General features: G+C 57.3%; 13 protein-coding genes. 6 read left to right on the top strand and 7 right to left on the bottom strand.

All coding sequences use genetic code 11. The features are described from left to right. Positions 1-27: 27 nt before the first annotated feature. Together LKO31_RS01570 and LKO31_RS01565 are read right to left on the bottom strand one after the other, a co-directional pair. Positions 28-1,458, bottom strand: a complete 1,431-nt coding sequence (locus LKO31_RS01570) for an MFS transporter (RefSeq protein WP_227688331.1) — start codon at positions 1,456-1,458, stop codon at positions 28-30. A gap of 12 nt (positions 1,459-1,470) precedes the next feature. Next, the gene (locus tag LKO31_RS01565; RefSeq protein WP_227688330.1) at positions 1,471-4,059 is read right to left on the bottom strand and encodes a TonB-dependent receptor; all 2,589 of its coding nucleotides are present in this window, start codon (positions 4,057-4,059) and stop codon (positions 1,471-1,473) included. A gap of 474 nt (positions 4,060-4,533) precedes the next feature. On the opposite strand from LKO31_RS01565, the gene LKO31_RS01560 reads away from it, so the two are divergent. The 6 genes from LKO31_RS01560 to LKO31_RS01535 all read left to right on the top strand — a co-directional run bounded on the left by LKO31_RS01560 (position 4,534) and on the right by LKO31_RS01535 (position 16,373). Next, entirely contained in the window at positions 4,534-5,985 is a 1,452-nt protein-coding gene (locus LKO31_RS01560; protein WP_227688329.1) for an alpha-L-fucosidase, read from the top strand. A gap of 215 nt (positions 5,986-6,200) precedes the next feature. Continuing rightward, positions 6,201-7,241, top strand: coding sequence for an extracellular solute-binding protein (locus LKO31_RS01555; protein WP_227688328.1), 1,041 nt, complete (start codon positions 6,201-6,203; stop codon positions 7,239-7,241). Between the two features lie 84 nt (positions 7,242-7,325). Continuing rightward, the gene (locus LKO31_RS01550) at positions 7,326-8,939 is read left to right on the top strand and encodes an ABC transporter permease (RefSeq protein WP_227688327.1); all 1,614 of its coding nucleotides are present in this window, start codon (positions 7,326-7,328) and stop codon (positions 8,937-8,939) included. A gap of 2 nt (positions 8,940-8,941) precedes the next feature. After that, entirely contained in the window at positions 8,942-9,979 is a 1,038-nt protein-coding gene (locus LKO31_RS01545) for an ABC transporter ATP-binding protein (RefSeq protein WP_227688326.1), read from the top strand. A 244-nt stretch (positions 9,980-10,223) separates the two neighbouring features. Then, positions 10,224-11,465, top strand: coding sequence for a PAS domain-containing protein (locus tag LKO31_RS01540; RefSeq protein ID WP_227688325.1), 1,242 nt, complete (start codon positions 10,224-10,226; stop codon positions 11,463-11,465). Positions 11,466-11,675: 210 nt separating this feature from the next. Then, positions 11,676-16,373 carry an NAD-glutamate dehydrogenase domain-containing protein gene (locus tag LKO31_RS01535; RefSeq protein ID WP_227688324.1) on the top strand — a complete coding sequence of 1,566 codons (4,698 nt, stop codon included), beginning with the start codon at positions 11,676-11,678 and terminating at the stop codon, positions 16,371-16,373. A gap of 103 nt (positions 16,374-16,476) precedes the next feature. Here the strand turns inward: LKO31_RS01535 and LKO31_RS01530 are convergent, their stop codons facing one another. The 5 genes from LKO31_RS01530 to LKO31_RS01510 all read right to left on the bottom strand — a co-directional run bounded on the left by LKO31_RS01530 (position 16,477) and on the right by LKO31_RS01510 (position 21,344). Further along, positions 16,477-16,725 carry a ribbon-helix-helix domain-containing protein gene (locus LKO31_RS01530; RefSeq protein ID WP_227688323.1) on the bottom strand — a complete coding sequence of 83 codons (249 nt, stop codon included), beginning with the start codon at positions 16,723-16,725 and terminating at the stop codon, positions 16,477-16,479. A gap of 106 nt (positions 16,726-16,831) precedes the next feature. Continuing rightward, on the bottom strand, positions 16,832-17,554 hold the full coding sequence (gene phbB, locus LKO31_RS01525) for an acetoacetyl-CoA reductase (protein ID WP_227688322.1): 723 nt from the start codon (positions 17,552-17,554) through the stop codon (positions 16,832-16,834). A 161-nt stretch (positions 17,555-17,715) separates the two neighbouring features. Beyond that, positions 17,716-17,979: a hypothetical protein gene (locus tag LKO31_RS01520; RefSeq protein WP_227688321.1), complete on the bottom strand. Its 264-nt coding sequence runs from the start codon at positions 17,977-17,979 to the stop codon at positions 17,716-17,718. A 45-nt stretch (positions 17,980-18,024) separates the two neighbouring features. Beyond that, on the bottom strand, positions 18,025-19,023 hold the full coding sequence (hemH, locus tag LKO31_RS01515) for a ferrochelatase (protein WP_227688320.1): 999 nt from the start codon (positions 19,021-19,023) through the stop codon (positions 18,025-18,027). Positions 19,024-19,025: 2 nt separating this feature from the next. Continuing rightward, entirely contained in the window at positions 19,026-21,344 is a 2,319-nt protein-coding gene (locus tag LKO31_RS01510) for a xanthine dehydrogenase family protein molybdopterin-binding subunit (protein ID WP_227688319.1), read from the bottom strand. Positions 21,345-21,381 lie beyond the last annotated feature (37 nt).

Below are 21,381 nucleotides of genomic sequence, written 5' to 3'. Positions count from 1 at the left end.
CTTTCGTTCCTGTGAAATCGTGCCGCCCTAGGTTGGTTTGGTGGCCAATTGCGCCAGATTTTCCAAATGGCGGCTGCGGGAAATAGGATAGAAGGCCAAGCAGATGATGGCCAGCAGCGTGGCGACGCTGTTTACCGTGACGAAAATTGTCGCCAAATCGTGCAGTGCGCTTTCGGCCACCATACCCGGCTTTGCATTGTCGGGGAATTTCACAAAGGTGAGCACCAGTCCGGCGAGTAAGATGCCCATGCCAGAAATCGCTTTATTGACCATGGTCGCGGCGGAGAACAGCAAGCCTTCCGATTGCTTGCCAGTTTCCAGCAAAATCTGGTCGGTGACGTCGGCAATCATCGAAACGGCCAAGATACCGCCGGACACGACTGTCATCCATGAAATAGCGGACTGCGTCATGAGCAATGGCATCAATATGGGGTCGCCATTGACCGGAAAATTGCCAGTCAAGCGCAACAAGAAGGGGGTTGCTGTGGAGGTGGCTGACAGCAGGAACATAGTGATCGCCGCTGCTTTTTTACCGAAGCGGGCCGATAGGGGCAGCACCACGGCGAAGGCAAAAAGAACGCCAATGAATATCGAGCTTGCCAATGTGGCGAGTTGGGTCGCCGACAATTCCCAAAAATAAGTCCCGAAATAAACCTGTAGAGCCATGTTGAGGCCCGATGCCACCGCGAAAAACAGGCTAGCGAACAAGATAGAGACATAGGCGGGATGCGTCAGCACAGCGGCCATTTCGCTCAGCATGGATTTAAAGGATTGCTTGACCGCCGGTGGAAGGGCGGGCCGCGCCAAAATATGTTTCTGGGTGCCCAGCGCTGATATGAGCACTGACACGGCCATGACGATGGCGGCGGTGATCGCATAGCTGTGATAACCGCTGGCATTTAAATGGCCGACTGGGTGGTCGGGCGTGGGTTGCAGGAAATAACCAAAGGTCAAAATGGTCATGCCAACGCCCCCGCACATAGCGAAGAAATAGCGCGCGGAAACCAGCTTGGTGCGTTCGTCATAATCATTGCTAAATTCCGCCAGCAACGCGGTGGACGGAATTTCATAGAGGCTGAGCGACATACGCACGATAACGGCGCTGGTGACCAGCCAGATAAATGTTTCATTGTCGCTCATCGATGGAGGCGACCAGAGGAACAGATAGGATAGCGCGATGGGAATCGCCGAGGCATACATGAATGGATGCCGGCGTCCCCAGCGCGTGCGGACATTGTCCGAATATTGCCCCAGCAGCGGGTCAAACAAAGCATCAACAACCATAGCGATCATCAACGCGCTGCCCACCCATGCGGCGGGCAGCCCAATGACCTGATTGTAGAACAGCATCAAAAGCGCATTAAAGCCGTGATCCTTAATCCCGAATGCGATGGTTCCTGAACCATAAAGCAGACGGGTCTTTAAGCTGAGTTTTTCCGCTGGCTGGGGCGTGGTCATGCAAGGCGCCTTTTAGCGGAAACGAACGTCAAGCTGGACACCAAAGGTGCGTGGCGGCGTATAGCTGTAGCTTTGCGCGACGGCCCCAGGGGTGGGCTCTAGCAGCAAGGTGCCGGATGCACTGTCATAGCCCAAAGTGTTGAAGATGTTTTTGGCAAAGGCGATCATCCGATAGCTGTCGTCCTTGGCCGTCCATATCAGGCGGGCGTCCACCTGATCGAAGGACGGGATACGGTTATAGCTGCGGTTGAAAATCTTACTATAGGACGCATCGCGCCACATATAGCTGCCTGACAGAGTCAATGTTCCAGCCGAGAAGTTGATATTGTACATGGCATTGGCTGCGACTTTATGGCGCGGTGTATCGGACAATTCTTGGCCGACTACGCTTTGAGCCTGCTCGAGGCCGACAGGTACGCCGACAGGCTTGGCTCCCGGTTGCAGTGCGGCTGGATCTTCCCCGTCCACGAAGCAACAGCCGGAATCGATGCGGCTTTTGCCATAGCCATAGTTTACCATCAATTGCAGCGCGTCGGTGGCTTGCCATGCTAGCTCGATTTCCGCGCCATAGCTTTTGGATTTTTTCAGATTGAAAAATTGCGTCAGGCGGGCACCGCCCGGAGTGTTGACGGTTAAAGGAACTTGAAGGCCCTTATAGTCATAATAGAACAGAGCTAGGTTCGCACGAAGGCGATTGTCAAAGCTGTGCTTATAGCCAGCTTCATAAGCGTTGATATATTCTGCATTGGTCTGCGGAAATTCGGAAATCGCGCCGGCATTGAAGCCGCCGCTTTTATAACCACGGCTATAGCGCAGAAAGGCCAGTTGATCATCGCTGGGCTTATATTCGATCGCAATCGTACCTGTGACCGCATCCCAACTGTTGGACAGGCCGCGCGTGGCCATGCCGGTTACAGGGCTGATCGAAACTGGTGTCGATACACCGGGATAAGCCCCATAGAAAATACCGGCAGCCGTGATATCAAATGCGGGGGTTATGCTGCCCGTTTGGTCAATGCCAAGGCCTGGGACGCAGCCCAAACACAAGATACGGAAATTCTCGACGCCGCTTTTCTTGTCCTTGGTATAGCGAATACCGCCTGTTACGCGCAGCGCGTCATTTATCTGATAATCCAATTGCGCATAAGCCGCATAGGAACGTGTCCGTAAATCCGATGCGGCATAAACATAATCACCCGACGGGTTGGCAGGTGCAAAGATGGGCGCAAATGTGAGAGGGTCCACGGTATAGACAGGGACGCGCAATTGCATTTGTTCCGCCGCGCGGAAGCTGGTCGATTGGGCCAGACTTTCTTCATAATAATAAAGGCCAGCAACCCATTGTAGTGGACCGTTGGTGGTGGATGCAAAACTAAGTTCGCCGCTGCCAAAGGATTTCTTATTCCGCAGATCTACAATTTGCGATGGGTAAACAGTGAGTGGGGTGCAGCTCGGATCAATGAATAGGCATATAGGCGAAAAGGTCGTGAAATCGAACGCCGCCAATGGTTCTTGATAGGAACGCATGCTCGTGTTGTCGATATCGAACCTTTGTTCAAATTCATATTGTTGATAGCCACCCAGCAAGCGCACGTCGAACGTTGAGGCCGAAAAGGTGATATCCCCCGTGATGCCATAATTGTTGCGCATAATTTCACGCTGCACACTGTCCGTGCTGAAGCGACGGGGGTTTGTGGCGCCTGCGGGCGCAGGGTTGGGATCCAGGGCGATGAAGCCGGGGTGCAGATAGCCATGGGCGGCACCGGGTGTGACCGCGCCTGATGGGAATAGGGCGAAGTCAAAAGCGCCTACCAAATTATTGGGGCGCGGATACATATCGCGGCTGCCGGTGAAGGCTTTGATCCATGCTTTGGTGTTGTCGCCTAGGTCCGCTTCCAATTGGAGCTCAACATAGCGTCTTGTGCCTTTATTTCCTTCGCTGGGGTTGCCGACCGTGCTTTTGAAATAGCCTTTATCTTGTTCATAATGGCCGCCGGCAAGGCGTGCGCGCAACCCGTTGAAAACGGTGCCTGAGATGGCGGCTTCGAGGTTGAACACGTCATAATTGCCGATGGTGGTGCGAATGTCGGCGGTGAATTCGTCGGTTGGACGCTTGGAAATGGCGTTGATCGCGCCGCCAATGCTGTTGCGTCCATAAAGCGTGCCTTGTGGCCCGCGCAGCACTTCGATCCGTTCGATGAAAAAGTCCGACGCGCCAACCGATGCGGTAGCGGTGTCGTAAATGCCATCGGTATAGGTGGAGATGCCAGGGTCACTGCCGTTGGTGTTGGTTTGGCGGCCGATACCGCGAATGAACACACGGTCATTGCCAGCCGAATAGCTGAGGCCGGGTGTGAAGGCTGCGAAATCTTGCAACGTCGCGATGCCCGCCAATTGCCGCGCATCTGCCGTATAGGCGGACACCGCTTGCGACAGGTCTTGCAAGTCGACGCTGCGTTTTTCCGCTGTGACGATGATTTCTGCCAAGCCACCATAAGAGGAAGCATTGTCGGATGCTGGTGCCCCTGCATCTTGGGCGAAAGCTGGTGTAGCAATGGCGCACAGCGCCGCGCTCGCAAGCCAATACGAGAAATTCTTCATAGCACGCCTCTCCCCATGTCAGCGATTTTGCTGATCGTTATTTAAGCGCGGCAGACCCATGGAATTGAGGCTGCTCAGATATCACAAGCCCTTTTTCCGGACCTTGCGTGGTTGATGCTAACCGTGTTTCTTAGATTAGTCTATAATGATATATTCAACGAGTGACGATTGTTCGAATACAGCGAACTGATTGATATTATGGAAAATAACCCATTGAAATTTTCATAATTCATTTTTGCGCATGTGGTTTATGTGAAAAGTTTTTTACCTATGAACATATTTCACTTGCGAAAAAAGATGAAAAACTATGTGTCTTTCCACACAGGGCGGCTTGCCAAAAGACGCATGATCATAGATGATTCGAATCAAATATAATCATCAACTATGCGGTCCAACGCTGGCCGCATAGGGTTGGAGGGAGGATAAAATGCAGAACAACAGCCATATAATGGTGGGGCCATTCTGATGGGGCGCGTGGATAGCAAGCTAGCGCAACTGAAGTCCCGCGAACTGCCCACTTGGTTTGATGATGCCAAATTCGGCATATTCATTCATTGGGGAGCCTTTGCGATACCGGCCTTTGCTCCGGCCACGGAATCCTTGTCGTCGAGCTTGGAAGACCAATATGATCAAGCCATTCCTATGTCCCCTTATAGCGAATGGTATGAAAATGCGATCAAGGTAAAAGGATCGCCTAGTCACGCTTTTCACCAAAAAAACTTTGGGGGCGCGCCTTATCGCGATTTTAAGAAACCCTTTGAGGCGGGTCTGAAGCATTGGGACGCCGATGCTTGGGCGGAAACATTCCGCGATGCGGGCGCGCGTTATGTGGTGCTGGTAACCAAGCATCATGACGGTCTGTGTTTGTGGCCGTCGCGCCATCAAAATAAGCATGTTCCGGGTTGGAACACCGAACGGGATATTGTGGGCGAATTGGCCCGTGCAGTGCGCGTTGCCGGAATGCGTTTCGGTGTCTATTATAGCGGCGGCATTGACTGGAGCTTTAATCCGACGCCGATCCACACCATGGGGCAATTTATCGCATCTCAGCCGGGCGGTGATTATCCCGATTATGCAATGGCGCAAACACGCGAGTTGATCGAGCGTTACGAGCCATCGGTTTTGTGGAATGATATCAGTTGGCCCACGGGATTGGAGCCATTGCTGGATCTGTTTGCAGATTATTATCGGGCGGTACCGGACGGCGTGGTGAATGACCGCTGGATGGCGCGGGACTGGAAATTTGATCTGTTCAAATGGGGTCCGGTCTGGCGCTATGTCGATAAAAAGCTGAAGCAAGCCTATATGTCGCGCGGACCGGATGAAAAAGGCTTGGTCCCACCCGAAATTCCGTTCAGCGATTTTCGTACGCCCGAATTTTCTATTTTGGCCGAAACACAAGCGAAGAAATGGGAAAGCACACGCGGGATGAGCCATGGTTTTGGTTATCGCCGCGATGACGGGCCAGATGATTATGCCAGCATTGAAGAATTGCTGCACGGTTTTATCGACACGGTGGCGCGCAACGGCAATCTGCTGCTGAACGTCGGGCCACGCGGGGAGGATGGTGGCATTCCGGATGAGCAAATGGCCATTTTGCGTGGCTTTGGCACATGGATGCGCGCCAATGGCAATGCCATTTATGGCACCAGACCATGGGAGCGATCAGACGGCGCGACGCTGTGCGGCAAAGAGGTGCGCTTTACCGCTGCCCCCAATCGCCTGAATCTGATCGTCAAGGGTGAGGTTCCGGAGGCGGAGATTCTGGTCAAGAATCTGATGCTGGCTGCTGGTAGCAATGTGTCTCGCTTGGGGGATGGCAGTCCGGTGGAATGGGTACAGCAAGGCGCGGATGTTGCGTTTCGCTTTTCAACCCCATGCACGGACCCCTTGGCCACGGCGCTTGCGGTGCATCTGCCGGTCTAAATCTGGCGGACGAATCTAAACCCTGCGGGCGTCTGGGCGAGAGCCAAGAGTGAAGGATGAAAATGGGGCGTTTTTCGCCCCATTTTTGTTGGACAATGTCCAGCCCATGATCGGACAGCAGAAAGAGGGGAAGGGGTGATGCCGTAGTAATTGCGAAGCGTTCGCAATTTTGCTAGGGGCGAGGAGATAGCGGGGGGCTGCTTAAGGAGTTTGGTGTGAACAAGAAGCTGAATATGGTGGCCTTGGCCGGTTTGGTGCTTTTGGCCGGTTGTTCCGGCGGCAGCGGCGACGATAAAACGGCCCCCAATGAAGTGAATCTGTATACCGCCCGTCACTATGACAGCGATAAAGCGCTTTATGAGCGTTTCACCGAACAAACGGGTATCAAGATCAACCGTATCGAAGGCAAAGCGGATGAGCTGATCGCGCGGATGAAAAGCGAAGGCGCGAACAGCCCCGCCGACGTGTTTATTACCGCCGATGCTGGTGCCTTATGGCGCGGGGAACAGGCGGGGTTGCTGCAACCCATCGAATCCGAAACGATTAAGGCCCGCATTCCTGAAAATCTGCGGGAACCCAAGGGCAATTGGTTTGGCTTTACGCGCCGTGCGCGCATCGTTGCCTACGACCCAGCCAAAGTGAAGCCCGAGGAAGTGGACGATTATGCCAAGCTGGCAGAGCCGCGCTTCAAGGGCAAAATCTGTGTCCGTTCGTCCGACAGCATTTATAATCTGTCCTTAGTTGGTGCCTTGATCGAGGAATGGGGCAAGGAAAAAGCCGACGCATGGGTTAAGGGCATTGTCGCCAATATGGCGCGCCCACCCGAAGGCGGTGACCGTGACCAGATCCGCGCCGTGGCCGCCGGTGTTTGCGAAGTGGCGATCACCAACAGCTATTATTATCTGCGCATGGCCAGCGGCGAAGATGCCGCAGACAAAGCGATGACCGATAGACTGAAGCTGGCATTCCCCAGCTTGGGCGGCAAGGGTGCGCATGTGAATATTTCCGGCGGCGGGGTCGCCAAACATGCGCCGCACCGCGAGAATGCCATCAAATTGTTGGAATTTTTCGCCTCGGCGGACAGTCAGGCCCATATCTCGGCTAATAACAGCGAATTTCCGGCATCCAAGGATGTTCCGGTTGTTGCGCCTGTTGATGCCTATGTCGATTTCAAGGCCAATCCGATGAATGTGGCCGCTTTTGCGGCGCGTCAGCCCGAAGCGCAAAGCATGATGAGCGCGGCAGGTTGGCGTTAAGCCAGCGCTAAACAAGCGGTTATTCGGCGCTATGTGGCGGCTATGCCCTTGCCAATTTCGATTGGCGGGGCATAGCAGCATCTATTGACCACAGCATCGCAGGTGATGATTTTGAACAGGTTGCGGCTGTCCCCAACCGCCATATTGGCGGCCTTTGCTGCATCTATGGTTGCCTTGCCGCTGATCGGTGTGGTGCTGGCGGCCTTGGGGCCGGACAGCGCCGATATCGCAGGGCGCGATGTTGCGCGTTATGCCGCGACGTCTTTGTGGCTGGGCTTGTTGGTCGGCTGTTTGACAGCGATTTTGGGCACGGCGGCGGCATGGTTGGTGGTGATGCACCGATTTCCGGGGCGCCGATTTTTTAGCTGGGCTTTGGCCCTGCCATTGGCGGCACCGGCTTTTGCCTTGGCTTATGGCTATGCCGATTTGCTGGATGTTGCGGGGCCGCTAAGGATTTGGCTGCGCGATCAGTGGGGGCATGATTTGCCCTTTGAAATACGCACCATCGGCGGCGCGGCGTTTATTTTGTCGGCGGCCTTTTATCCCTATGTCTATTTGGCGATGCGCGCGGCCTTTGTGAATCAATCGGTCAATGTGCTGGAAGCGGCACAAATGCTGGGCTGTGGCAGGCGGACCATGTTGTTCCATGTGGCCTTGCCCATGGCGCGGCCTGCCTTGGCGGCGGGTGTGGCCTTGGCGGTCATGGAATGTTTTGCTGATTATGGCGCGGTGCAGTTTCTGAGCGTGCAGACGCTGACCACGGGTGTGGTGCGGGCATGGTCGGTTTATGGATCAACCGCCAGTGCGGCGCGATTTGCCCTGCCATTATTGGCGGCAGCGGCCTTGTTGTTCTGGGTGGAGCGAGCCAGCCGCAAGGGCCAAGTGCATGAAAGCGGGCGGGCGCGTTGGCGCGATATATCCCCGCTACCGCTGGGGCGCCTTGGCCAAGTGGCGGCCAGTTTGTTTTGCACCTTATTGTTGTTGGCGGGCTTGGTGATTCCGGCCGGATGGCTGTTGTGGAAATTGCTGGCGGCTCGGCCCGATTGGGCATGGCTGTTGGCGTCGCTCAAGAATAGTTTGTTACTGGGCTTGGCCGGAGCGCTGGTGACCGTGGCCTTGGCGACGATGTTGGCGCTGGGGACGCGGCATTTGCCCTTGGCGGGGCGAATTGCCAGCTTGGGCTATGCGACACCGGGTGCCGTGATGGCCATTGGCTTGCTGGCCCCTGCGGGCGTGATTTGGAATTATATGCCCAGCAGCGGCACCGGCATTGCGATCTTGCTGCTGATCTTGGCTTATGCCGCGCGGTTGATGGCGGCGGCGCTGGAACCCATTGATGCGGGGCTGGCGCGGGTGACGCCGTCTATGCGCCAAGCGGCGCGCAGTTTGGGCCGCAGCGAGGCGGGGGCCGCATGGTCGGTCGAGCTGCCCGTGGCGCGCGGTGCGATGCTGACGGCGACGCTGATTATTTTCATCGATATTTTGAAAGAATTGCCGGCGACGCTGATATTGCGTCCCTTTGATTTTGATACGCTGGCGGTGATCGCCAATAATTATGCGCAGGATGAACGGTTGGGACAGGCGGGCGCGCCGTCCTTGCTGATTATCTTGCTGTCATTGCCCGCGGTGATTTGGTTGACGCGGCGCGTGACGCTGGCGCGGCCGGGGCAGCAAGACGATAGCGATTGGAAAGAATAGTCATGGCCAGCAACACCCCCATATTGCAGGTGGAACAGGCATCGCGCCGCTATGGTGCGCGCTGGGCGGTGGAATCCGCCAGTTTTGCGTTGGAACAGGGGCGTATCACTTGCTTGCTGGGTCCGTCGGGTTGCGGAAAGAGCAGCTTGCTGCGGATGATTTCGGGGCTGGAGCCGCTGGACGAAGGGCGGATCTTCATCCGTGGGCAAATGATGTCCGCCGTGGACCATGTGACCCCGCCCGAGCATCGCGGCGTTGGGCTGGTGTTTCAGGACAATGCTCTATTTCCGCATTTGGATGTGCGCGGCAATATTGCTTTTGGTATCCGCCATTTGCCTAAGGCCGAGCAGCAACAGCGGATTGATGATTTGCTGGCGCGTTTTCATATCAGCCATTTGAGCGGCAGTTGGCCGCATATGCTGTCGGGCGGTGAGCAGCAGCGTGTGGCCATTGCGCGCGCCTTGGCGCGTCAGCCTAGCTTGTTGTTGCTGGACGAGCCTTTTTCGGGTTTGGACACGCATTTGCGCGCTACTTTGCGCAAATCTTTGTTGCAGGATTTGCGGGCCGCTGGGGCCACGGTGTTGATCGTCACCCATGACCCAGAAGAAGCGATGGGCATGGCCGATGAATTGATGTTGATGGCGGGGGGGCATATCTTGCAGCACGGTACGCCGCAATTTTGCTATGATCGGCCAACATCATTGGCCGCCGCGCGGCTGCTGGGCGATATGCTGGACTTTGCCGTGGACGTACGCGGAGGGGCGGCGGAAACATTATGGGGCCGCATGCCCGCGCCATTGCTGGCGGATGGACCCGCCCATTTGATGCTGCGCCCGTCCATGTTGTATGTTTCCAGCGACGCATCCGGAGGCGGGGCCGCTGCGCAGGTTCAGGACATGCGTTATTTGGGCGGCGAATATGGGCTGCGCGTGTTGATGGATGGGCAGTTGTTGGACCTGAAGGCGCTGCAGCCGATCGAGCCGGACCAACCGGTGATGGTGCGGGCGGATTTGTCGCATGCGCTATTGCTGCCTTGCTGATGTCGGCCCGCATAAGCGCGGCTGAAGCGCGGCTTTGTCGCTCCTCTTTCTGACCCCATCCGTTTACGGGGCCTTTACCTGTCTGTGACACATTGATTCCCTATGCGGCATGATGGCCCAGTGGGGCGGGCCGCGCTTAATCTTTTGTGGAACGCATTTTCCCTAGCGCTGTTCGCGATATGGGCCATGAAAATGCCCCATGTGCGGACAAGGTGTTGGGATGAACGGCGCGGATGAGATGGTCATGACGAATCAACTTCGGGACGATGCAGCCATGGATGCCCCCCCATTGGTGGGGGTGGATGAACGCCGGATGCAGGTTCGGGCCTATAATATCTGGTCCGCCTTATTGGGTGGCTATCAATGGCCGTCGATTGGGCAGTTGGATATTGGGTCGCTGGATTTCGCGGACCATGCGGTGTTGCTGGATTTCACCGATGGCGTGGACAGTCCGGTGCTGACCTATGTTGGGGAATTGCTGCGCCATGAAAGCGGGCTGGAGGACCAGCGCTACCGCCTGAGCGACGTGCCGCGCGGTTCGTTATTATCCCGCCTGACCGATCATTATTTGCAAATTTTTGCCAATCACGCGCCCATTGGCTTTGAAGCGGAATATGTGAATGGCCAGCAGCGGGCCATTGCCTATCGCGGGATATTGCTGCCTTTCTCCAGCGATGATCGCCAGATTGACCATATTTTGGGGGTCATTAACTGGAAGGAAACGGCACCGTCGCAGCAGCAAGCCGCTATCATATCGTCGTTTGAGGGGGCGTTCGAAAATCTGCGGCCAAGCGCGCCATTGCCGCCACCGTCGGTTCCTGCATGGGCCGATGGGCCGAGCTTATTTGACCATAATGTGATGCTGGCTGACGAGGCGGAGGATGCGACCATCCACGATCATTTGGCCGATGCGAGGAGTTTTGCCGATCAAGCCCGCGATGCCGATGGGCGGCGTCATGCGGCCTTGTACCGTGCGCTGGGCAAGGCGTGGGACTTTGCTTTGTGTGCGCAGGCTGATGCTGATGCTTTTGCGGAACTTATGGAGGATGCGGGGCTGAAACACCAAAGCCGGTCCCCCATGACACCCATTGTGAAGCTGGTATTTGGCGCGGGATATGAACGCAGCCGGATTGCGGAATATGCTGCGGTGCTGGCCTTTGCCAAGGACGAAGGATTTGCGGCCGGCGCGCTGGAGCCTTATTTGGCGGCCTATGATGGCGGATTGAAAAATTTGTTGCGGGACATTCGCGAACGGCGGCGCGGGACCACGCCGCACCATGCCGCGACAGATAGCAGCGCAGAGCGTTTGCGTATCGCCCCACCCGCCGCGACGATTGCCCATGATATCAGCAGCGTGGGGGAGCAAGAATTTATTCTGCTGATCGGCCGAGTGACTCGCGATGGTCAGATTGCTGTGGTTGGGCATAGCGACGCCGATGGCAATTTGGTCGACAAAGCCTTGCGCAAAGCATCGCCCTTTTGCTGATTTGGGTCATGAACCATCATGGCTTTGTTATAAAAAAAGATATTTTGTGAATTTTAGATCAGTAAAATTCACTGAAATATCGCCCATAATGATTTTATTATCTTTCAATACGGACACTTGAGAAGCGTAATTCGGAAGCGCATAGTCGGCATCACCAAACAGCTTTGCCAGTGTGACAGAGCTGAAAATAAAAAAGAGATGGATGCCCAAATGATGTCGGAAGATCAGCCTCAAACATCTGTTGGATCGACTGGGGATGGCCCCGTGCCTGCTGCCTTTGTGGATGCTTTTGCCCAACTGTTGCGCGACAGCGCCTTGCCTGGGGAAGATGACGGCCTAGATATCAGTACATTACAGGATACCGCCCAATTTGTCGCCCGTGCAGCCTTGCAGCGCCATTCAGAAGAACCCGCGCTGCTACTGGATTTCGGTCGGGGATCGGGCGCAGATCGACGGATGTGGTTGGCGGTTGTCAATGACGACATGCCCTTCTTGGTTGATAGTATCGCCCAAGTGGCAGATGCGCATAATCTGATTATTGATCGCTTGTTACATCCGCTGGTGACCGTGACACGGGATGCGGATGGCGCGTTGCAGTCGGTCTGCGCAGAAAAAAATGCGCAGGGTCAACGCGAATCGGTCATTTTCATGGAATTGGACCGAGTGGATGCCCGCGCGCGGCGCAATTTTCTGGATGCGCTGACCGTTTCGCTGGGGGATGTTCGCGCGGCAGTACGCGATTGGAAGGCCATGCGCGCCGCGATGCTGGCGGATGCCGCCATGCGGACGGAGGGTGAATCCGCCGAATTGCTGCGCTGGTTTGAATCCGGCGCGATGACCTTGTTGGGCCATGAATGGCGCAGCCGTGATGGTGGCCGTGACACGCCCTTGGGAATCAGCGCGGCGTCACATGGAACGCTTTTGTCCAAAGCGGGTTTGGCGGCGGCCTTTGATTGGTTTGACCAAGGCGGGGACGTGCCGTTGCTGATCAAATCCAACCGTTTGTCGACGGTTCACCGTTTTGTCATGCTGGACCTGATCATTGTTCCCGACATGGTCGATGGCAAGGCCGAGCGCCTGTCGGTCCATGCTGGTTTGTGGACCAGTGCGGCCCTGTCCACCCGTCCGGACAAAGTGCCGATGCTGCGCGCCGAAATGGCGGACTTGATGCACAAATTTGGTTTTGACCCATCGGGTCATGCGGGAAAATCGCTGGCGCATATGCTGACCGCATTGCCGCATGACATATTAATCGCTTTTCGTGCCGACGAACTGGAACAATTGGTGTTGACCAGCATGTCGATCACCGATCGGCCGCGCCCGCGTATGGAAATGGTGCGCAGCGCACTGGGACGTCACTTATTCGCCTTCGTCTGGTTGCCGCGCGACGAAGTGTCGACGGGCCGTCGTCAGGCGGTGCAGGATTTGTTGACCGATGCGGCGCAGGCCAAGCTGGTTGGCTGGACGATGGTGCTGGAAGATGGCGGCAGTGCGATGCTGCGCTTTACCTTGGATTTGGGCCGCAATGGTGTGGAACCGGACAAGGAGGCGCTGAATGCCGCTTTGGAACAAATGGTGCGCGGTTGGGTGCCGCAAGTGGAAAGCGCCTTGGCCGAACATGGCGATGCGGGCCGTGCGGCTGCCTTGGCACATCGTTTTGCCGCCAGCTTCCCCGACCATTATCGCAGCCGCTATGGTGCCGATGAAGCCGCCAAGGATATTGTGCGGCTGCGCGATTTGGCAGAGGCGGGCGGTCGCAGCGTGCGGTTGGCCCAAAGCAGCTTGGACGGCGATGATCGTTTGCGTCTGAAAGTCTATAGCGCATCCGGTCCAATCCCCTTGTCGGACATTGTTCCAGCGATGGAGAATTTCGGTTTTCAGGTCCTAGAGGATGTCCCCACGGCCCTGCGCACGCCGCGCGGCGATGATGGATTGGACACCATTTATATTCATGACTTTGTTCTGAAAAATCCGCCCAGCATCGACGAAAAATCATTGTTGCCCCATGTGCAGATGATCGAAGATGCCATTGCCGCCGTGCTGGCTGGCCGGTCCGAAAACGACAGTTTTAACCAATTGGTGCTGTTCAGCCATGCGGGCCCTCAGGCGATTATCTGGCTACGGGCATGGTTCCGCTTTTTGCGCCAAGGCGGCTTTCATTATGGCATGGAAACGGTGGTATCGGCGCTGCGCCATGCGCCGCATTTGACCAACAAGCTGGTTGACCTGTTCCGTGCCTTGCACGACCCCAAGGCCGTAGACGCCGCCAAAGCGGAGCAGTTGCAAGACGATATCATCGCCGATTTGGCGCACATTAGCTCGATTGATGACGACCGTATTTTGCGCCTGTATCTGGCGGTGATTAACTCCACGCTGCGCACCAACGCCTTTGCAGCAGCGGGGCGGGAAGCCTTGGCGTTCAAGCTGGACAGCAGCTTGATTCCCGGCCTGCCCAAGCCTTTGCCATGGCGCGAAGTTTTTGTTTACAGCCCCCGCGTAGAGGGCACGCATTTGCGGTCTGGTCCCGTGGCCCGTGGCGGCCTGCGTTGGTCGGATCGCCGCGATGACTTCCGCACCGAAATTTTGGGTCTGTTAAAGGCGCAGCGCGTGAAAAATGCGGTGATCGTTCCCACCGGGGCCAAGGGCGGTTTTTACGCCAAGATGTTGCCAGATCCCAGCGTTGATCGCGACGCTTGGTTTGCCGAAGGCACGGAATGTTACCGCATTTTCATCCGCACTTTATTGTCGATCACCGACAATATTGTCGGCGGCAAGGTGGTTCATCCGCAAGATGTCACGATTCGTGATGGCGAAGACCCCTATTTTGTGGTCGCAGCCGACAAGGGCACGGCGACCTTTTCCGACGTGGCCAATGGCTTGGCGATGGAACGGGATTTCTGGCTGGGCGATGCCTTTGCCAGCGGTGGCAGCAAGGGCTATGACCATAAGGCCATGGGCATTACCGCGCGCGGGGCATGGCTGTCGGTTCGCCGTCACTTCGCCGAGCTGGGCATTGATGTGCAAAGCGAGCCGGTGAATGTCGTGGGCTGCGGCGATATGTCGGGTGACGTGTTCGGCAATGGCATGTTGTTGTCGCGAGCGATTAAATTGGTGGCGGCCTTTGACCACCGCCATATTTTCTTGGACCCCAACCCCAATCCGGAAACCAGTTGGGCCGAGCGTGATAGGTTGTTCAAACTGCCGCGTTCCAGCTGGGATGATTATGACAAGAGCCTGATTTCGGCGGGTGGCGGCGTGTTCCCGCGTAGCCAGAAGAGCATCCCCCTCAGCCCCGAGGTTCAGGCGATTCTGGGTGTCGATGCCGACAATATGGATCCAGCCAGCCTGATTTCGGCCATTTTGAAATCCCCATCCGACCTGCTGTGGTTTGGCGGTATTGGCACCTATTTGAAGGCAGCATCGCAAAATAATGCTGAAGTGGGTGACCCTGCCAATGACGGCGTGCGGGTCGATGCCGAGGATTTGCGCGTGCGCGTTGTCGGCGAAGGCGCGAATTTGGGCGTGACCCAAGCGGCCCGCATTGCCTTTTCGGCCAAGGGTGGGCGGATCAACGCCGATTTTATCGACAATAGCGCAGGCGTCGATTGTTCGGATAATGAAGTGAACATCAAAATCGCGTTGAACCGCGAGGTGATGGAAGGGCGTCTGGCGCAGGATGATCGCGATACGTTGTTGGTTCGGATGACCGACGATGTGGCGGAATTGGTGTTGAACGATAACCGTTTGCAGGCCTTGGCTTTGTCCATCGCCGAGCGCGGCGGTGCCGCGACGGTGCCGTCCTTGCTGCGCGTGATGGACGGATATGAAGCCCAAGGCCGTCTGGACCGCAAGGTCGAGGGGCTGGCCAGCAATGATGATTATATGCGCCGTGCATCCGAAGGGCGTGGTTTGACGCGGCCGGAATTGGCCGTTGTCATGGCGACGACGAAATTGGCGTTGCAAGACGCGATCGAAGATAGCGTCTTGCCCGATGATGTGTCCTTGACCAAGGATTTGGTGGCTGCTTTCCCGACGGAAATGCAGCGGGATTTTGCAGACGCCATTCAGCAACATCAATTGCGCCGTGAAATTATCGCCACGAAAATTGCCAATCGCATGGTGAACCGTTTGGGCGCGATCCACCCCTTGGCCTTGGTCGAGGAAGAAGGCTGCACTTTGGCGGATGTCGCCGCCGCCTTTGTTGCGGTGGAGGAATTGGCCGATATGCAGCCGTTGTGGACGGCGTTGGAACAAAGCCCAATGAGCGAGGATGCACGTCTGGCTTTGTTCCAGCGGGCAGGCGCGGGCATGGCGTCTTTGATGTCGGAATATCTGCGCTTGAAATCTGATGCCCAGCCTGGGGTGGTGGTTGCTCGTTTGGATGGCGGCGTGACCCAGCTTATACAGCATGTTGACGAATTGATCAGCGGTGCGGCGAACCAGCAATGGACGCAGTTGGCGCAGGAATTGGTCGACATGGGCGCCCCAGCCGATCTGGCAGAAGCGGTGGCGCGCTTGTTCAAGATTGATGGCGCTTTGGCGGTTGTCGATCTGGCCGAACGGCGCGGTGAAAATGTCGTCGAATTGACCAAGGCCTTTACGCAATTGGCAGAGGCCTTGGGTCTGGATTGGGCGCAGTCGGTGGCCGCGCAAATGAGCCCAACGGACCCGTGGGAACGTTTGTTGGTCAATGGGTTGGCACGCGATTTCCAACAAATTTTGCTGGGATTTTTGGGCCGATTGCCCGCGCAAGACTTGTCAGCGCAGGTGACAGAATGGCTGGACGGCAATGCCGCCCGCATCACCCAATTCCGCAGCACGGTGGAACGCGCCCAGACATTGCCGACCCAAAGCGGCGCGATTTTGTCCCATATCGCAGGGCAAGCACGGGCGTTGTTGGCGCATTAACAGGCATAACCCATCAATGGATCAGTGTTTTGGAAAAAGGGGGGCGGAAACGTCCCCCTTTTTTATGCGCGGGTAGGGCGTTAGTGGTACCTTGGGGGAAGCGCTAGGGGGTGGCTGAGCGGCTTTGCTGCCAGCACCACAGCCATTGGCGAATGGCCGAGGTTAAGTTGGGGGGATTGTCGGCCTCCATCCGTTCCACGTCAATGCGGGCCACAAGCGCATTGAGTGGCAGGCGCGCCTGTAGCGCGGCTTGTTCCAACGCTGCCCAGAACAGTGGTTCCAAGCTGATCGACGTGGGGTGCCCCGCGATGGTCACGGACCGTTTAACGGGAGGATGAAAGCCGCTGGTCATGATTATGGGTTTAGGGCGGCGCGCCAATTAGGCAAGACTGCTGCAAAGCGGTGTTCGGGCGGCTGCCGCACCTCCCGTTCACCCTCACGCCTCTGGCACGCCGCCTTTAATACATATGCTGGCCGCCGTTGATGCTCATGGTTGATCCGGTCACGAAACCGGCGTCTTCGCTGCACAAAAAGGACACGCCGCGCGCGATTTCTTGGGCCTGACCCAAGCGGCCCACCGGAATTTTGGCCACGATTTTTTCCAAAACCGCTGGGGGCACCGCGGCGACCATGTCGGTGTCTACATAGCCAGGCGCGATGGCATTGACGGTCACGCCCTTTTTCGCGCCCTCTTGGGCCAAGGCTTTGGTAAAGCCGTGGATGCCCGATTTGGCGGCGGCATAGTTAACCTGACCATATTGGCCCGCCTGCCCATTGATCGAACCGATGTTGACGATACGGCCCCAGCCACGTTCGACCATGCCGGGGAAAGTGGCTTTTGCCATGTTGAAACAGCCACCCAGATTGACGCGCATCACGTCATTCCAGTCGTCAAAGCTCATGCGCGAAATGGTGCCGTCGCGGGTGATACCGGCATTGTTGACGACAATATCGATGGGGCCAATGTCGGCCGTGATTTGGGCGCAGCTATCGAGGCAGGCTTGATGGTCGCCAACGTCCCATTGATAGGCCGCGATGCCGGTGCGCTGGGTGAAAAGCTGGGCTTTTTCGCTGTTGCCCGCATAGTTTGCGATCACCCGATATCCGTCGGCTTGTAGGCGCAGCGAGATAGCCTCGCCAATGCCGCGTGTGCCGCCGGTTACGATGGCTATTCTCGTCATGCCGTAATCCCCCGTTTGTGATATTTTCGTAAATTATCAGCCGCGCGCCAACCCGCAAGACGTTGGGATAGCTAGGCCGAAAATAAATCCTTGTGTCCTCAATGTGACGAATTGATAACAATGGACCCTATGCGTCAGCATGGCATGACCAAGTGGCGGCTTTAGTCGGCGGACGGATGATGGTCCTTGTTATAGCTGGCGCGGGCGGGCTTGCATTGGTCATGAACGTGGCGCAATCGCTCCAGCCGGTGCGGGGCAATGTCGATGTCGTCGTCCGCCATGCTTTTCTGCCCCCAGCGGTGATTGGTTTTGGGCGAAGAGATATTGTTGCTGCTGGGCCGCAGCGCCGCCCACAGCAAAAAGACGATCGCCAGTATCGCCGCGATGATCAAAAGCATCAGGCCGCCGAAGTTGGTTCCGTCCATTATGATATCTCCATATATTTCCATGAAGATAGTGACGTATTTTGCTTAGTCCAGCCAGCCCGACAATTCGCGCCCTATTAATTTTTCTAGCATGATCATGCCGTCGGGGCTGTCGTTCAAGCAGGGCAGATAGGCGAAGTTTTGACCGCCGCCTTCGGCATAGCTTTCGAGCCCACGGATAGCCAATTCTTCATAGGTTTCGACGCAGTCTGCCGAAAATCCGGGGGCGAATATCGCCACGCTTTTGCCTGCGCGTCCCCATTGTTCCAGACAATCATCGGTGGCGGGGCCTAGCCATTTGGCGCTGCCAAAGCGGCTTTGGAAGGCCATTTCAATCGGGCGGCCCATCATAGCAGATATGCGCTGGGTGGTGCGGCTACATTGGTCGAAATAGGGGTCGCCCAATTCATAGGTGCGCTGGGGCATGCCGTGATAACTGGCCAGTAAAATATCCGGCGTGAAATCCAGCGCGGCCAATTGTTGGCTGAGCGAGGATGCCAGCGCCGCAATATGCGCGTCATCGTCATAATAGGGCGGCAGAAAACGCAGACTGGGCTGGGTGCGCAGGCTGGCCAAATGGCGGCCCACCGCATCGACCACCGTGGCGGTGGTGGCACCGCAATATTGCGGATAGAGCGGGGCGATCAAAATGCGGTCACAGCCTGCCGCCATCAATTGGTCTATCGCTGGGCCAATGGCCGGATTGCCGTAACGCATCGCATAAGCGACTTGCACTTTGTCTCCCCAAATCGCGGCCAGCGCAGCGGTTTGGCGCTTGGTGATCGCGGCCAGCGGCGACCCTTGCTCGGTCCAGACCATGGAATAAGCATGGGCGGATTTGCGCGGGCGGGTGGTCAGGACGAAGGCGCGTAAGATGGGCTGCCACAAGATTTTGGGTAGCTCGACAACCCGTTGGTCGGACAGAAATTCCTTGAGGTAACGGCGCACGGCACTGGGTTCGGGGGCATCGGGCGTGCCCAGATTGATCAGCAAGACGCCGACATTTGCGCGCGGGGTGGAGGATGCAGGGGCAGCGGCGGACATAATCAATCTTCCTTTAGCGGAATGTTGCGGATGCGCCGACCCGTGGCGGCGAACAGGGCATTGGCAATGGCGGGGGCTACCACGGGCACCCCAATATCGCCAACGCCGCCGCTGCGGCGGTCGCTTTCTACAAATTCAACAATGATTTTGGGTGTTTGGGACAAGCGGGGCAAGCCCAGTTGATGCAATTTTCGCGCCGTTGCAAGGCCCGCTTGATAATCGGTTGTTGCGCCAACCGCGGCGGCCAAACCAAAGATCAGGCCGCCTTCAATTTGTTGCCGTGCGATGGCGGGGTTAATCAAGCGTCCGGCATCGACCACCGCCACCAATTGGTCCACCAGCAAGCCGTTTGGGCCCATCCGTGCGCTGGCCATACAGGCGATATGGCTGTCGTGCATGCTGTGACAGGCCAGACCTTGCCCGGCCAGCCGCCCGCTAGTCCCGCCCGCCGCCGCGCCGCCTTCCCAGCCGCCCAAGGTGGTGACATTCAACAAACATCGCGCCAGCAGCGGCGATTTGCCCAGCATGGCGATGCGATAGGATAGCGGGTCCATGCCCTGTTTTGCGGCCAATTCGTCGATAAAGCTTTCGGTGAAAAAGGCGGTATAGCTGTCGGCATTGCCGCGCCAGCGCCCCGTTGGCAGGCCGATGTCGGCGGGGCAGTGGTCCACCGCGCGGTGCGGAATGGCATAGCCATTATCGGTGCCAGCCACAGCAGCGGCGTCGACCTTGCCAGCGGCGTCCCGCTGCGCCTGATGCGCGGGCACAAGGTCGATCAAGCGGGCGCGGGCTTCGTTGGTGGTGGCGGGGACAGCGATGCGCGACCACAGGGCATCGACGCCGCCGGCGCTGTTCAGCGTGGCGATCATCCGTGCCTTGGCGGGCGGGCGGGGCGGCAGGCGCATGATTTCTTCGGCGCGCGACCATGACAATTGCACGGGCTTTTTCACGGCGCGGGCGATGATCGCGGCTTGCACGGCGACGTCATGATCCAAACAGGCATCAAAGGACCCGCCCGCCATCATGGGGAACAGGCTAATGTCATCCTCTGCCATGCCGGTGGCTTTGGCGATGGCGGCGCGGCAGCGCGATGGGGCCTGTGATGCCGCCCAGATGCGCAGTCGCCGTCCATCCATGGTGGCGGTGGCGGTGCGGGTTTCCATCGGGGCGTGCAGCGCGGGCGCGACGCGATATTCCGCGATGATTTTGGGTCGGCCATTCATGGCGTCATCCATATCGCCGTCGGACAAGATACGATATCCATCGCCCTGTAACGCCCGATCCAGCGCGGCATAAGCGGTATCGGTCGATATAGCGGGGCCGCGTGTTTCAAATTCGGGGGCAAATTGGTCCAGCGCTTGATTGGCCGCCCACCAATTGCGGGCGATGGTGGCCAACCAATGTTCGTGGGTGACAATGCTCAGCAAGCCCTTGGACGCCATGCCGCGTTGTCGGTTGATGGCTTTTAGGCGGGTGTTGCCCAATGGCCCTTGGCGAATGGCGGCATAGACCATGCCGGGCAGGCGAATATCGCCCGCATAATTGGCGGATCCGTCGACCTTGGCGGGCAGGTCCAGCCGGATGATCTCTTGACCCACCAAGGGGTTTGGATTGTCGGTGCGATATTGGGGTTGGTCTGGCGGGGTGAGCTGCGCCGCCGATGATGCCAATTCGGCAAAACGGATTTTCTTGTCGGCATGGGTGACAAAACCGTCGGCGGTGTCGCAGCTTTGCCAGTCCACATCCCACCGTTGGGCCGCCGCCATCATCAACAAGGCGCGGGCCTGTGCCGCAGCATCGCGGCACGGCCCTTCGAACATGCGAACATCGCTGCTGTTGGCGGTGATCATCAAGGCGTTGCGCACGGCCCATTCGCGTCGCATCCATGCCCGCACATCGCCCACCGCGTCTGGCACCAACGCACGGGGCATGACCAAGGCACTATCTTCGTCGACCACCAAAATATTGCTATATTGGGTGCTGATCGGCGCGCTGGCGACGGCGATGCTGCGCCAATCGGCCCCCAATTCATCGGCCATGATTTGGGGTAACAAGGTGGTGACACCCTGACCCATTTCGCATTGCGGCACGATACAGGTGACGATGCCGTCATCGCCAATTTTCAAAAAGGCGTTGAAAATATGTTCATGATCGGCCGCCGCCAAATTGGGCAGATGGGCGCGCGGCCAAAATTGCCATGCCACCACCAAAGCCCCCGCTGAGCCCGCGCCAACCAGCACAGAACGGCGGTTGATGGCCGGGGAAGAGGGCTGAACAGGGGCCGCCGCTGGGCGCGGGGCAGATGGGTTATGCGGTGCCATGCGGGGTCTGATAAACTGCCCCGCAAAATGTGGCAAA

The sequence above is a fragment of the Sphingopyxis yananensis genome, from assembly GCF_020687785.1.
GTDB classification, from domain to species: Bacteria; Pseudomonadota; Alphaproteobacteria; order Sphingomonadales; family Sphingomonadaceae; genus Sphingopyxis; species Sphingopyxis yananensis.
The sequence above is the reverse complement of the archived record's forward strand: the minus strand, read 5'-3'. Positions and strand labels throughout refer to the sequence as shown.

Coding starts and splice junctions, on each gene's coding strand:
- LKO31_RS01570 (WP_227688331.1), bottom strand. CDS start 1,458: ATGACCACGCCCCAGCCAGCGGAAAAACTCAGCTTAAAGACCCGTCTG.
- LKO31_RS01565 (WP_227688330.1), bottom strand. CDS start 4,059: ATGAAGAATTTCTCGTATTGGCTTGCGAGCGCGGCGCTGTGCGCCATT.
- LKO31_RS01545 (WP_227688326.1), top strand. CDS start 8,942: ATGGCCAGCAACACCCCCATATTGCAGGTGGAACAGGCATCGCGCCGC.
- LKO31_RS01540 (WP_227688325.1), top strand. CDS start 10,224: ATGACGAATCAACTTCGGGACGATGCAGCCATGGATGCCCCCCCATTG.
- LKO31_RS01535 (WP_227688324.1), top strand. CDS start 11,676: ATGATGTCGGAAGATCAGCCTCAAACATCTGTTGGATCGACTGGGGAT.
- LKO31_RS01530 (WP_227688323.1), bottom strand. CDS start 16,725: ATGACCAGCGGCTTTCATCCTCCCGTTAAACGGTCCGTGACCATCGCG.
- phbB (WP_227688322.1), bottom strand. CDS start 17,554: ATGACGAGAATAGCCATCGTAACCGGCGGCACACGCGGCATTGGCGAG.
- LKO31_RS01520 (WP_227688321.1), bottom strand. CDS start 17,979: ATGGACGGAACCAACTTCGGCGGCCTGATGCTTTTGATCATCGCGGCG.
- hemH (WP_227688320.1), bottom strand. CDS start 19,023: ATGTCCGCCGCTGCCCCTGCATCCTCCACCCCGCGCGCAAATGTCGGC.
- LKO31_RS01510 (WP_227688319.1), bottom strand. CDS start 21,344: ATGGCACCGCATAACCCATCTGCCCCGCGCCCAGCGGCGGCCCCTGTT.